Origin of the sequence: Streptococcus mitis, from assembly GCF_009496205.1 — a bacterium.
GTDB classification, from domain to species: Bacteria; Bacillota; Bacilli; order Lactobacillales; family Streptococcaceae; genus Streptococcus; species Streptococcus mitis_BN.
In genome coordinates this window covers 58736-71242 of sequence record NZ_WIJO01000001.1, presented here as the reverse complement: position 1 = coordinate 71242, position 12507 = coordinate 58736, and the positions used below count along the sequence as shown (strand labels likewise).

25 protein-coding genes are annotated in these 12507 nt (G+C 40.4%); 1 reads left to right on the top strand and 24 read right to left on the bottom strand.

Going from position 1 to position 12507, the window contains the following annotated elements:
* The coding region (locus GEZ85_RS00465; RefSeq protein WP_153208735.1) for a transposase at nucleotides 1-477 on the top strand (477 nt) is incomplete at its 5' end.
* A gap of 289 nt (nucleotides 478-766) precedes the next feature.
* Here the strand turns inward: GEZ85_RS00465 and rplQ are convergent.
* The 24 genes from rplQ to rpsS form a co-directional block, all read right to left on the bottom strand.
* Nucleotides 767-1153, bottom strand: coding sequence for a 50S ribosomal protein L17 (gene rplQ / locus GEZ85_RS00460; RefSeq protein ID WP_000331493.1), 387 nt, complete (start codon nucleotides 1151-1153; stop codon nucleotides 767-769).
* Between the two features lie 11 nt (nucleotides 1154-1164).
* Complete coding sequence (locus tag GEZ85_RS00455) at nucleotides 1165-2100, bottom strand: DNA-directed RNA polymerase subunit alpha (RefSeq protein ID WP_000568987.1); 936 nt, start codon at nucleotides 2098-2100, stop codon at nucleotides 1165-1167.
* A gap of 42 nt (nucleotides 2101-2142) precedes the next feature.
* Nucleotides 2143-2526 (bottom strand): 30S ribosomal protein S11, encoded by a 384-nt coding sequence (gene rpsK / locus GEZ85_RS00450; RefSeq protein WP_001118385.1) that lies wholly within the window; start codon nucleotides 2524-2526, stop codon nucleotides 2143-2145.
* Nucleotides 2527-2543: 17 nt separating this feature from the next.
* Nucleotides 2544-2909 carry a 30S ribosomal protein S13 gene (gene rpsM / locus GEZ85_RS00445; RefSeq protein WP_000090781.1) on the bottom strand — a complete coding sequence of 122 codons (366 nt, stop codon included), beginning with the start codon at nucleotides 2907-2909 and terminating at the stop codon, nucleotides 2544-2546.
* A 17-nt stretch (nucleotides 2910-2926) separates the two neighbouring features.
* Nucleotides 2927-3043: a 50S ribosomal protein L36 gene (gene rpmJ, locus GEZ85_RS00440; protein WP_001808836.1), complete on the bottom strand. Its 117-nt coding sequence runs from the start codon at nucleotides 3041-3043 to the stop codon at nucleotides 2927-2929.
* 24 nt (nucleotides 3044-3067) lie between these two features.
* Nucleotides 3068-3286: a translation initiation factor IF-1 gene (gene infA / locus GEZ85_RS00435; RefSeq protein ID WP_001029883.1), complete on the bottom strand. Its 219-nt coding sequence runs from the start codon at nucleotides 3284-3286 to the stop codon at nucleotides 3068-3070.
* Nucleotides 3287-3402: 116 nt separating this feature from the next.
* A complete protein-coding gene (locus GEZ85_RS00430) occupies nucleotides 3403-4041 on the bottom strand; it encodes an adenylate kinase (RefSeq protein WP_001050436.1) in 639 nt (212 codons plus the stop codon).
* 256 nt (nucleotides 4042-4297) lie between these two features.
* Nucleotides 4298-5608, bottom strand: a complete 1311-nt coding sequence (gene secY, locus GEZ85_RS00425) for a preprotein translocase subunit SecY (protein WP_153208737.1) — start codon at nucleotides 5606-5608, stop codon at nucleotides 4298-4300.
* Nucleotides 5609-5620: 12 nt separating this feature from the next.
* Entirely contained in the window at nucleotides 5621-6061 is a 441-nt protein-coding gene (gene rplO, locus GEZ85_RS00420) for a 50S ribosomal protein L15 (RefSeq protein WP_000766089.1), read from the bottom strand.
* Between the two features lie 144 nt (nucleotides 6062-6205).
* On the bottom strand, nucleotides 6206-6388 hold the full coding sequence (gene rpmD / locus GEZ85_RS00415) for a 50S ribosomal protein L30 (RefSeq protein WP_000057241.1): 183 nt from the start codon (nucleotides 6386-6388) through the stop codon (nucleotides 6206-6208).
* Nucleotides 6389-6401: 13 nt separating this feature from the next.
* Nucleotides 6402-6896 carry a 30S ribosomal protein S5 gene (gene rpsE, locus GEZ85_RS00410; RefSeq protein WP_000874202.1) on the bottom strand — a complete coding sequence of 165 codons (495 nt, stop codon included), beginning with the start codon at nucleotides 6894-6896 and terminating at the stop codon, nucleotides 6402-6404.
* Between the two features lie 17 nt (nucleotides 6897-6913).
* Nucleotides 6914-7270, bottom strand: a complete 357-nt coding sequence (gene rplR / locus GEZ85_RS00405) for a 50S ribosomal protein L18 (RefSeq protein WP_000624044.1) — start codon at nucleotides 7268-7270, stop codon at nucleotides 6914-6916.
* 83 nt (nucleotides 7271-7353) lie between these two features.
* Nucleotides 7354-7890 (bottom strand): 50S ribosomal protein L6, encoded by a 537-nt coding sequence (rplF, locus tag GEZ85_RS00400; protein WP_000086640.1) that lies wholly within the window; start codon nucleotides 7888-7890, stop codon nucleotides 7354-7356.
* Nucleotides 7891-8077: 187 nt separating this feature from the next.
* A complete protein-coding gene (gene rpsH / locus GEZ85_RS00395) occupies nucleotides 8078-8476 on the bottom strand; it encodes a 30S ribosomal protein S8 (protein ID WP_000245504.1) in 399 nt (132 codons plus the stop codon).
* Between the two features lie 213 nt (nucleotides 8477-8689).
* Nucleotides 8690-8875 carry a type Z 30S ribosomal protein S14 gene (locus GEZ85_RS00390; RefSeq protein WP_001085697.1) on the bottom strand — a complete coding sequence of 62 codons (186 nt, stop codon included), beginning with the start codon at nucleotides 8873-8875 and terminating at the stop codon, nucleotides 8690-8692.
* Nucleotides 8876-8892: 17 nt separating this feature from the next.
* On the bottom strand, nucleotides 8893-9435 hold the full coding sequence (rplE, locus tag GEZ85_RS00385; RefSeq protein WP_000013542.1) for a 50S ribosomal protein L5: 543 nt from the start codon (nucleotides 9433-9435) through the stop codon (nucleotides 8893-8895).
* 23 nt (nucleotides 9436-9458) lie between these two features.
* Entirely contained in the window at nucleotides 9459-9764 is a 306-nt protein-coding gene (gene rplX, locus GEZ85_RS00380) for a 50S ribosomal protein L24 (protein ID WP_000497691.1), read from the bottom strand.
* 77 nt (nucleotides 9765-9841) lie between these two features.
* Entirely contained in the window at nucleotides 9842-10210 is a 369-nt protein-coding gene (gene rplN / locus GEZ85_RS00375) for a 50S ribosomal protein L14 (RefSeq protein ID WP_000616545.1), read from the bottom strand.
* A 25-nt stretch (nucleotides 10211-10235) separates the two neighbouring features.
* A complete protein-coding gene (rpsQ, locus tag GEZ85_RS00370) occupies nucleotides 10236-10496 on the bottom strand; it encodes a 30S ribosomal protein S17 (protein ID WP_000440801.1) in 261 nt (86 codons plus the stop codon).
* 24 nt (nucleotides 10497-10520) lie between these two features.
* A complete protein-coding gene (gene rpmC / locus GEZ85_RS00365) occupies nucleotides 10521-10727 on the bottom strand; it encodes a 50S ribosomal protein L29 (RefSeq protein WP_000772918.1) in 207 nt (68 codons plus the stop codon).
* Nucleotides 10728-10736: 9 nt separating this feature from the next.
* Nucleotides 10737-11150 (bottom strand): 50S ribosomal protein L16, encoded by a 414-nt coding sequence (gene rplP, locus GEZ85_RS00360; RefSeq protein WP_000960946.1) that lies wholly within the window; start codon nucleotides 11148-11150, stop codon nucleotides 10737-10739.
* Nucleotides 11151-11153: 3 nt separating this feature from the next.
* The gene (rpsC, locus tag GEZ85_RS00355) at nucleotides 11154-11807 is read right to left on the bottom strand and encodes a 30S ribosomal protein S3 (RefSeq protein WP_000529936.1); all 654 of its coding nucleotides are present in this window, start codon (nucleotides 11805-11807) and stop codon (nucleotides 11154-11156) included.
* Nucleotides 11808-11819: 12 nt separating this feature from the next.
* Nucleotides 11820-12164: a 50S ribosomal protein L22 gene (gene rplV / locus GEZ85_RS00350; RefSeq protein WP_000818137.1), complete on the bottom strand. Its 345-nt coding sequence runs from the start codon at nucleotides 12162-12164 to the stop codon at nucleotides 11820-11822.
* Nucleotides 12165-12175: 11 nt separating this feature from the next.
* Nucleotides 12176-12457, bottom strand: coding sequence for a 30S ribosomal protein S19 (gene rpsS, locus GEZ85_RS00345; RefSeq protein WP_000533766.1), 282 nt, complete (start codon nucleotides 12455-12457; stop codon nucleotides 12176-12178).
* Nucleotides 12458-12507 lie beyond the last annotated feature (50 nt).

Sequence of the window (12507 nt, the reverse complement as noted above, 5' to 3'; positions counted from 1 at the left end):
AACCATCTGATTAAATATGCCATGTTTGACAAGGAACAGAAGAGAGGGTATAAACAGTCAGCTAGAAACTTAGCGAATTGGCACTATGATGACAAGGAGGATAGCTACACACATCCTGATAGCTGGTGCTATCGTTTTCACCATATCAAACATCAGAAAACACAGACGGACTTTCAACAGGAAATCAAGGTTTACTACGCTGATGAACCTGAATCAGCCCCTCAAAAGGGACTGTATATGAACGAACGCTATCAAAACTTGAAAGCTAAAGAATGTCAGGCGCTTTTATCTCCCGAAGGAAGACAGATTTTCGCTCAACGCAAGATTGATGTGGAACCTGTCTTTGGGCAGATAAAGGCTTGTTTGGGTTACAAGAGATGTAATCTGAGAGGGAAGCGTCAAGTGAGAATTGACATAGGGGTGGTACTTATGGCTAATAACCTCCTAAAATACAATAAGAGAACGACTCAAAATTAAAAAGCTAGAGTTCCGCAATTGGAAATCTCTAGCTTTTTTGTGGCTGAGAACTATTTTGTCTTAGGTTCAAGACTATTATTTCAACCCACTACAGTTGACAAAGAGCCAAAATACTCAAAAACGCCTGCTTACGAAGTTGTTCTTAAGCAAAAAACAATTTCGTAAACAAGCGTCTACTATCCCAACTTATGATGAGTGTTCCCGCTAGGACCGAAATCCTAGCGGTAGACCAGAGCTAGACTAAGAGCACAAGACTCCATCATCATAACACTCAACAAAATTGATGATTTTATACTAGTTCGATGATCGCCATTGGCGCTGCATCACCACGACGTGGTTCAGTTTTAAGGATACGAGTGTATCCACCGTTACGTTCAGCATAACGAGGTGCAATTTCTGAGAACAATTTTTGAAGTGCTGTAGTAGAAGTGTACTTGTCAGTTGCTTCATCATAGTTTTCAGATGCGATTTCATTACGTACGAAAGCAGCTGCTTGACGACGTGCATGCAAATCACCACGTTTACCTAGAGTAATCATTTTTTCAACAGTTTTACGGATTTCTTTAGCACGAGCTTCAGTTGTCACGATTGATTCGTTGATCAAAAGGTCAGTTGTCAAATCGCGAAGCATTGCTTTACGTTGTGAGCTAGTGCGTCCTAGTTTACGGTAAGCCATTTATTCCTCCTTTATTTATCTTTTAATCCAAGACCCAAATCAATAAGTTTGAATTTCACTTCTTCCAAACTCTTGCGTCCAAGATTTCGTACTTTCATCATCTCTGCTTCAGATTTTTCTGTCAAATCATGCACAGTATTGATACCGGCACGTTTCAAACAGTTGTATGAACGCACAGACAAGTCCAGTTCCTCAATCGTACGATCCAAAATACGGTCGTCAGATTCAGTGTCAGCTTCTTTCATCACTTCAGTTGACTTAGCAATCTCAGTAAGATTTGTAAACAAATCAAGATGTTCTGTCAAAATACGTGCTGAAAGCCCTAAAGCATCTTCTGGAATAATTGTTCCATTAGTCAAGATTTCAAGGGTTAATTTGTCAAATCCATCATTGCTACCTACACGAGCAGGTTCCACTTGATAGTTGACTTTTGTAACTGGTGTATAAATAGAATCTACAGCAAGTGTTCCAACTGGTGCATTATCTTTTTTATTTTCATCAGCAGGTACATATCCACGACCACTGTTAACAGTCATAGTCGCTTTTAGAGAAGAACCTTCACCGATTGTAAAGAGATAATGATCTGGATTTACAATTTCAATATCGCTATCTGTCAAAATGTCACCAGCTGTTACTTCAGCAGGACCTTCAACATCCAGTTCGATGATTTTTTCGTCTTCAACGTACGATTTCACTGCAATTCCTTTAATGTTCAGAATGATTTGCATCACGTCTTCACGAACACCTGGAACTGTGTCAAACTCATGTAACACACCATCAATGTTGATAGATGTCACAGCTGCTCCTGGTAGAGAAGCTAGAAGTACACGACGAAGAGAGTTACCAAGAGTTGTACCGTAGCCACGTTCAAGTGGTTCGATTACAAACTTGCCATAATCTTTATTTTCATCAATTTTTGTTATATTTGGTTTTTCAAACTCGATCATTTAGTTACTCCCTCTTAAACGAAAAGCAGTGTAATGCGATGATTATACACGGCGACGTTTTGGAGGACGAGCACCATTGTGTGGCACTGGAGTCACATCACGAATTGCTGTTACTTCAAGACCAGCGGCAGCAAGCGCACGAATAGCTGACTCACGACCAGAACCTGGACCTTTTACAGTAACTTCAACTGATTTAAGACCGTGTTCTTGTGCAGATTTAGCAGCAGCTTCAGAAGCCATTTGAGCAGCGAATGGTGTAGATTTACGAGAACCTTTGAAACCAAGAGCACCAGCTGATGACCAAGCAATTGCATTACCATGCACATCAGTAATCATAACAATAGTGTTATTAAATGTAGCGTGAATATGAGCAATACCAGATTCGATATTCTTTTTCACACGACGTTTACGTGTTGGTTTAGCCAAGACTTTTACCTCCTATATTATTTTTTCTTACCAGCAATCGCAACAGCTTTACCTTTACGAGTGCGAGCGTTGTTTTTAGTGTTTTGTCCACGGACAGGAAGTCCACGACGGTGACGGATACCACGGTATGAACCGATTTCCATCAAACGTTTGATGTTCAAGTTTACTTCACGACGAAGGTCACCTTCAACTTTGATTGCATCCACTTCACGACGGATAGCATCTTCTTGATCTGATGTAAGATCACGTACACGAACATCTTCTGAGATTCCAGCAGCAGCCAAAATTTTCTTAGATGTTGCAAGTCCGATACCATAAACATAAGTCAATGAGATTACTACGCGTTTGTCATTTGGAATGTCAACTCCAGCAATACGAGCCATGTTTTCTCCTTTCTATCTTATCCTTGACGTTGTTTGTGTTTTGGATTTGCTGGGCAAATTACCATAACACGACCATTACGACGAATAACTTTACAGTATTCGCAAATTGGTTTGACCGATGGTCTTACTTTCATTTCTTATCCCTCCAAGTTTTTCGATTATTTAAAGCGGTAAGTGATACGTCCACGTGTCAAGTCATATGGACTCATTTCGACAGTAACACGATCTCCCGCTAAAATACGAATATAGTTTTTACGAATTTTACCAGAAACTGTTGCTAAAATCTGATGTCCATTTTCAAGTTCAACCGTAAACATTGCATTCGGCATTGTATCAACTACTTTGCCTTCAACTTCAATCACATCGTCTTTTGCCACGCAAAAGCACCTCCATAAATTTCGATTCGATGCCTCTAGACACAGAGACAACAATTATAAGTCAGACTATCTCAGTATAACATTTGTAGCGGATTTTTGCAAGTGTGAAAAACGCTTTATTTCAAATTTGTCAATACTTTTTCGATATCTGAGAAGACATCATTGATATCTTGATTACCTTCGATGTCATGAACCAAACCTTTGGCACGGTAGTGAGCAATGATTGGTTCTCCTTGAGCAATATTCACATCCAAACGACGTTTTACTGTCTCAGGCTTATCATCTTCACGTTGGTAGTAATCTTCTTCTTTATAGTCAACTGGTGGGTTAAAGACCTTGTGGAAAGTTTCTCCAGTTACGCGGTGGATGATACGGCCACTCAAACGTTCCAAGAGGCTATCTGGATTCACTTCAATATTGATAACACCTTCTAGTTCAATGCCAAGTTCAGCCAATGTTTTGTCCAAGGCATGAGCTTGTTCGATCGTACGTGGGTAACCATCCAACAAGAATCCTGTTTCTTTAATATCATCTTGTGAAAGACGTTCTTTTACGATTCCATTTGTAACTTCATCAGGAACCAATTCACCCTTGTCAATGTATGACTTAGCAAGAACACCCATTTCAGTTTGATTTGCCATAGCAGCGCGGAACATATCACCAGTTGAGATATGTGCAACATGGAATTGTTCTACGATTTTTGCTGCTTGAGTTCCCTTACCTGCACCAGGTAAGCCCATAATCAAAAGATTCATGATTTGATCTCCTTATTTTATTTTTAAATAGAAGCAAAAAGTCTTTTCACCCCTATTTAAAAACAAAATAGAAGAGGGGAGACCAAACTCTCACAAATGTCAGAGTTTAAACCTCCACTCCCTCAGCATTTACTGATTCATACTCAATGAAAATCAAAGAGCAAACTAGAAAGCTAGCCGCAGGCTGTACTTGAGTACGCCAAGGTAAAGCTGACGTGGTTTGAATTTGATTTTCGAAGAGTATCAGTAAATACTTTTATTCTGTTCTATCCATGAAACCAACATACTTACGTTTCAATAGGTAACCTTCCAATTGTTTGATTCCTTCAATACCTGTAGAGATAATGATCAAAAGACTGGTTCCTCCAAAAGCAACTGCTTCTGAAAGTCCGAAAACATCCTTTGCTACAATCGGTAAAATGGAAATCACACCAAGGAAGAGGGAACCAACAGTTGCAAGACGACGAAGAAGTTTAGACATATATTCTTCTGTACCTTTACCAGGACGAACTCCATGGATATAGGCACCGCTCTTTTGTAGGTTCTCTGCCGCTTTTTCAGGATTAATCTGCACAAACGTATAGAAGAATGTAAAGAGAATAATCAACAAAGCATACATAGCAATACCTGTTGGTGAAGTTGTTGCCAGCATTTCTTGTGCTGTTCTTACCCAAGCCCAATCATGACCTGTAGCGCTTAAAAACTGTAGAATAGCTGCTGGCGCCGCAGTAATCGAACTTGCAAAGATAACAGGGATAACTCCAGCAGGGTTTACTTTCAAAGGAAGGTAAGAGCTAGATGGAGCGCCTTGTGCAACCTTAGTATATTGGATTGGAATTTTGTATTCTGCTTGTTGAACATAAGTTGTAAAGTAAATAATCAACAATACAGTAATAATCAAAATGATTACGAAAATGATAGATGAGCTGATACGGCTACTTGGGACGTTCACAAAGTAGTCCACATAGATGCCCTGAATCATCTCTGGAATTGAGGCAACAATCCCGGCAAAGATAATCATAGAAACACCATTTCCGTATCCCTTATCTGTAATTTGCTCTCCCAACCAAGTCACAATCATGCTACCAGCTGTTAAGATGATACCAATCATGATAAAGACTTGTGGAGTAAGAGCTGTTTTCAACAATTGAGCTCCAGCCAAAGTATTAAAACCAGCTGTAATCCCGATAGATTGCACAAAGGCTAGACCTAGAGCAATATAACGAGTAGCTTGATTCAATTTTCTTCGACCTACTTCCCCTTGTTTCCCCCACTCTACAAACTTGGGTAAAATATCCATTTGCAAGAGTTGGACAACGATAGAGGCTGTAATGTAGGGACTAACACCAAGTGCAAAAACTGAGAAGTTTTTCATGGCATTCCCTGACACCAAGCTCAACATGTTTAAGAAGGATAATCCACTTAAAGCATTCAAGCTATTGGCATTCACACCAGGAACTGTAATACTAGTCCCGATACGAAAGACCAAAACGATAAAAATTGTAAATAAAATTTTTGATCGAACCTGCTTGACTTTAAGAGCTTCTCTTAATAATTTAAAAAACATAGGTCACCTCTCTTAGATGACTTCTACTGAACCACCTTTAGCAGTGATAGCTTCTTCAGCTGATTTAGAGAATTTAGCTGCTTTCACAGTCAATTTCTTAGTCAACTCACCGTTACCAAGAATTTTAACACCTGATTTTTCAGCTTTAACAATTCCTGCTTCGATAAGAACAACTGGAGTAACTTCAGCACCATCTTCAAAGACGTTCAATTGGTCAAGGTTCACAATTGCGTATTCTTTAGCGTTGATATTAGTGAATCCACGTTTTGGAAGACGACGGAACAATGGAGTTTGTCCACCTTCAAAACCAAGGCGAACTCCGCCACCGCTACGAGCTTTTTGACCTTTTTGACCACGACCAGATGTTTTACCGTTACCTGATGAAGTACCACGACCAACGCGGTTACGTACTTTACGAGAACCTTCTGCAGGTTTCAATTCATGAAGTTTCATTTTTATTTTCTCCTCTTTTGTAAAATGCTAGCGCCGATAAGGGAGAAAAGGTTGTCTCCCCCATCAACTCGCCTATACGACGTCATCATAGATGACTATATCTAGTTTTAGGGGATGGTATACTGCACATCCCCTAAAAATTCATTAGTTTACTTCTTCAACTGTTACCAAGTGAGATACTGCTGTGATCATACCACGGATAGCAGCGTTGTCTTCTTTAATAACAGAGCTGTTCAATTTGCCAAGTCCAAGTGCTACAACAGTTTTACGTTGTGATGGAATGCGTCCGATTGGAGACTTAGTCAAAGTAATTTTAATTTGAGCCATTTTATCCCCTTTCTTATGCCAAATCAGAAACTGAAATACCACGAAGGGCAGCAACTTCTTCAGCGCGTTTCAATTGTTTCAAACCTTCAACAGTTGCACGAACAATGTTGATTGGAGTGTTAGAACCAAGTGATTTAGATGTAATATCTGCCACACCTGCCAATTCCACAACGGCACGAACTGCACCACCAGCAGCAACTCCAGAACCTTCTACAGCAGGTTTCAACAATACTTTAGCTCCACCGAATTCTGAAAGAACTTCGTGTGGGATTGTTGTTCCAACCATAGGAACTTCGATCAAGTTTTTCTTAGCATCGTCTACTGCTTTACGGATTGCTTCTGGAACTTCTTGAGCTTTACCAGTACCAAATCCTACGCGACCGTTGTGGTCACCAACAACAACAAGAGCTGCGAAACGAAGACGACGTCCACCTTTAACAACTTTTGTAACACGGTTGACAGCAACTACGCGTTCTTCTAATTCAACTGCATTGTCTTTAAATGCCATTTTCTAGTGTCCTCCTATTAGAATTTCAATCCGTTTTCACGAGCTGCATCAGCCAAAGCTTTCACACGTCCGTGATATAGATATCCACCGCGGTCGAACACCACTTCTGAAATACCTTTAGCGTTTGCACGTTCTGCAACGAGTTTACCGACAGCAACGGCTTGTTCAGTTTTAGTTCCTTTTGAAACTTCTTTGTCAAGAGTTGAAGCACTTGCGAGCGTTACACCCGCTACGTCATCAATCACTTGAGCGTAGATGCCTGTATTAGAACGGAATACGTTCAAACGTGGGCGATCAGCAGTTCCAGAGAGTTTTCCGCGAACGCGACGGTGGCGTTTTTGGCGGAGTTTGTTTTTATCTGGTTTTGAAATCACAGTTTTCACCTCTTTAGTTTTAAATCGTGTGCTATGCACAAAGTTGGAAAATAGGTTGGTGGTTGAAAATCAACCACTCAACATTATTTACCTGTTTTACCTTCTTTACGGCGAACGAATTCACCAACGTAACGGATACCTTTACCTTTATATGGTTCTGGTGAACGAAGGCTACGTACGTAAGCAGCTGTTTGACCAACTACTTCTTTTGAAATCCCGCTAACAACGATTGTTGTTGGGTTTGGAAGTTCAAAAGTAATTCCTTCTGGAGCTTCAACTTCGTCTGGATGAGATTTACCAACAGCCAAAACAAGTTTAGATCCTTGAAGTTGTGCACGGTAACCAACCCCGCGCATTTCAAGTTCTTTCTTGAATCCTTCAGATACACCAACAACCATGTTGTTCAAAAGGGCACGAGTAGTTCCGTGGATAGTTTTCATTTCTTTTGAATCGTTTGGACGGTGAAGAGTTACTTCAGTACCTTCCACACGGATTTCAATATCTTTTGAGAACTCACGAGTAAGTTCTCCTTTAGGTCCTTTTACAGTTACAACGTTGTCATTGTTAGTGAGTTCAACACCAGCAGGCAACACGATAACTTTATTACCAATACGTGACATGTTTATTTTCTCCTGTTAAATTGTCAGGCCAGAATGGCCAGTTTTCACGGGGTTAAATCGATTTCTCGATTTAAAGGGACATTTAGGTTTCAATTTCAAAGTGAATCTAGGCAGCGTCTCGCAGGCATAACTTTGGGTTAGGCAAGAGACGATAACGAAGAGTCACAAAGAAATTGGGAGCTAAATATTACCAAACGTAAGCGATAACTTCTCCACCAACATTCTTTTGGCGTGCTTCTTTATCAGTAAGCAAACCTTCAGAAGTTGAAAGGATAGCAATTCCAAGTCCGTTAAGAACTTTTGGAAGGTCTTCACGTTTTTTGTAGACACGAAGTCCTGGTTTAGAAACACGTTTCAAGTTAGTGATAACTTTTTCACCGTTTGGTCCGTATTTAAGAAATACACGGATGATGCCTTGTTTGTCATCTTCGATGATTTCAACGTTTTTTACAAAACCTTCGCGTTTAAGGATTTCAGCAATCCCTTTTTTGATGTTTGATGCAGGTACTTCAAGTACTTCGTGTTTAGCTTGGTTAGCGTTACGAATACGAGTTAGGAAGTCTGCGATTGGGTCAGTCATAACCATTTTGTTTTTCTCCTCTTACTAGTAGTTTGCAAGTTGCACTTGCTAGTTAATGATTGAGCTGGGCTCAGATAGTATTGATACATTCAAATGAGAAAACTCTTATTTGAACACGAGCTACAACCTGAGCAAAAAAGATAAATTTGTTTTGGAGCATCGCTCCTACACCTAATTTCCTATTTTTGCTGTGGTTGTTATGCTCTTTGTATCATGATATTACCAAGATGCTTTTGTTACACCAGGGATTTGTCCTTTGTAAGCTAATTCACGGAAGCAAACACGGCAAAGTTTAAATTTGCGGTAAACTGAATGTGGACGACCACATTTTTCACAACGAGTATAAGCTTGAGTAGAGAACTTCGCTGGACGTTTGTTCTTAGCAATCATTGATTTTTTAGCCATTAGATTTACCTCCTATATTATTTTGCAAAAGGCATTCCAAGGCCTGTAAGCAATGCACGTGACTCTTCGTCAGTGTTAGCAGTTGTTACGATAACGATGTCAAGACCACGAGTTTTGTCAACGTCATCGAAGTTGATTTCTGGGAAGATCAATTGTTCTTTCACACCAAGTGTGTAGTTTCCGCGTCCATCAAATGATTTTGTTGGAACACCGTGGAAGTCACGTACACGTGGAAGTGAAACTGAAACCAATTTATCCAAGAATTCGTACATACGTTCACCACGAAGGGTAACTTTTGCACCGATCGCAACACCTTCACGAAGACGGAAGCCGGCGATTGATTTTTTAGCTTTAGTGATAAGTGGTTTTTGACCTGAGATAAGTGCCAATTCTTCAGCAGCTTTTTCAAGGCTTTTAGCGTTTGATACAGCTTCACCAACACCCATGTTCAAAACGATCTTATCTACTTTAGGCACAGCCATCACTGATGAGTAGTTGAATTGTTCTGTCAAAGCAGGAACTACTTCATTAAGATATTTTTCTTTTAAACGATTTGCCATTATACTTCTCCTTTCCTTCGTGATTAATCAAGCACTTCGCCTGATTTTTTGTTGTAGCGAACTTTTTTACCGTCTACAAATTTGTAACCAACACGACCAGCTACACCATTTTTGTCCAAAACTTGAACGTTTGATACGTGGATAGCTGCTTCTTTCTCGATGATACCACCTTGAGGAAGCTCGTTAGTTGGACGTTGGTGTTTCTTAACGATGTTAACACCTTCAACGATAACTTTGTTTACTTTTGGAAGGGCAGTAAGGACAACAGCTTCTGTTCCCTTATCTTTACCAGCGATTACGCGAACTTTGTCGCCTTTTTTTACAAACATTAGGTTTCTCCTTGATTTTTCTTACGCCCATAAGGGCACCCTAGCTTGAAGCTAGGGGACTAGTTTGTTTCTAAAAATTAAAGTACTTCTGGAGCAAGTGACACAATCTTCATGAAGCCACCTTCACGCAATTCACGTGCAACTGGGCCAAAGATACGTGTTCCGCGAGGAGTTTTGTCTTCACGGATGATAACTGCTGCGTTTTCGTCAAATTTGATGTATGAACCATCAGCACGACGAGCACCTGATTTAGTACGAACGATAACTGCTTTAACAACGTCACCTTTTTTAACCGCACCACCAGGAGTAGCTTGTTTTACAGATGCCACGATAACATCACCGATGTTTGCAAATTTACGTCCTGAACCACCAAGAACTTTGATAGTCAAGATTTCGCGAGCACCGCTGTTGTCTGCGACTTTCAAACGAGTTTCTGTTTGAATCATTTCAGTTTTCTCCTTTCAGGTTTGATTAGATGATGACCGCTTCTTCAACAACTTCTACAAGACGGAAACGTTTTGTAGCTGAAAGCGGGCGAGTTTCCATGATACGTACGATATCGCCTTCTTTGGCAACATTGTTTTCATCATGAGCTTTGTATTTTTTAGAGTAGTTAATACGTTTACCATAGACTGGGTGGTTACGTTTTGTTTCAACTACAACTGTGATTGTCTTGTCCATTTTGTCAGATACAACACGTCCAACAAGAACTTTACGATTATTGCGTTCCATTGAAATTTCTCCTTCCCTAGTCTATTATTTCGCTTCAGATTGAACTGTTTTGATACGAGCGATTTGTTTTTTAACTTCTTTCAAGCGAGCTGTTTGTTCCAATTGACCAGTAGCAGCTTGGAAACGAAGTTCAAACAATTCTTTTTTCAATTCGTTTTCGCGCTTCGCGAGTTCTTCTTGAGAAAGACCACGAAGTTCTTTAACAAATTCTTTTACTTCATTAAGTTTCATGCCTTCTCCTTATTCTGCTTCACGTTTTACGAATTTACATTTAACTGGCAATTTGTGGCTAGCAAGACGAAGCGCTTCACGAGCGATCTCTTCAGATACACCAGCGATTTCGAACATCACTTTGCCACGTTTAACTGGTGCTACCCAACCTTCAGGTGCCCCTTTACCAGATCCCATACGCACACCGATAGCTTTAGCAGTGTATGATTTGTGTGGGAAGATTTTAATCCAAACTTTACCACCACGTTTCATGTAACGAGTCATGGCGATACGAGCAGCTTCGATTTGGCGGTTAGTGATCCAGTGGCTAGTTGTAGCTTGAAGACCGTATTCACCGAATGCTACTTCTTTTCCACCTTTTGCTTCACCGCGCATTTTTCCACGGAATTCACGACGGTGTTTAACACGTTTAGGTACTAACATTGGTTATTTACCTCCTTTAGTGTTTTTGCGAGCTGGAAGAACTTCACCACGGTAGATCCATACTTTAACACCAAGTTTACCGTATGTAGTATCTGCTTCTTCCCAAGCGTAATCGATATCTGCACGAAGTGTGTGAAGTGGAACAGTTCCTTCAGAGTATCCTTCAGCACGGGCGATATCTGCACCGTTCAAACGACCTGATACTTGAGTTTTGATTCCTTTAGCTCCAGCACGCATTGCACGTTGGATTGCTTGTTTTTGTGCACGACGGAAAGCAACACGTTGCTCCAATTGACGAGCAATACCTTCACCTACAAGGTGAGCATCCAAATCAGGTTGTTTGATTTCGATGATGTTGATGTGTACTTGTTTTCCAGTCAATTTGTTAAGTTTTGCACGGAGTGCATCAACGTTAGCACCACCTTTACCGATTACCATACCTGGTTTAGCAGTGTGAAGTGAAACGTTAACTTTGTTTACTGCGCGTTCGATTTCGATAGTTGAAACTGCTGCGTCAGCAAGTTCTTTTTGAACGAATTTACGGATTGCAAGATCTTCATGAAGGTAATCCGCGTATTCTTTTTCAGCATACCATTTGGCATCCCAATCACGGATGATGCCGACACGCATACCAATTGGATGTACTTTTTGACCCACGATTTTACCTCCTTATTTTTCTGCAACAGCTACAGTGATGTGAGCTGTACGTTTGTTGATTGGTGAAGCTGAACCTTTCGCACGTGGACGGAAACGTTTCATAGTTGGTCCTTCGTTTGCGAATGCTTCAGATACTACCAAGTTAGCTTTATCCAAACCAAAGTTGTTTTCAGCGTTAGCTACAGCTGAGTTCAAAACTTTCAAGATGATTTCAGCAGCTTTGTTTGGAGTGAATGTCAAGATTGCGATTGCATCGGCTACGCTTTTACCACGGATGTTATCAAGAACAAGACGTGATTTACGAGGTGAAACACGTACTGTACGAGCCATTGCTTTAGCTGAAGTAATTTCTGCCATTTATGTTCTCCTTATTTTCTACGTGTTTTCTTGTCGTCTGCAGCATGACCTTTGTAAGTACGAGTTGGTGCAAATTCACCAAGTTTGTGACCTACCATGTCTTCTTGGATGTAAACAGGTACGTGTTTACGTCCGTCATAAACTGCAATAGTGTAACCAATGAAACTTGGGAAGATCGTTGAACGACGTGACCAAGTTTTAATAACTTTTTTCTTTTCGTCGTTAGCTTGAGCTTCAACTTTTTTCATCAAATGCTCATCGACGAAAGGTCCTTTTTTAAGACTGCGTCCCATTTTTATATTTTCTCCTTTAAATATTGTACCACAGCGGCTTGCGCTCACAT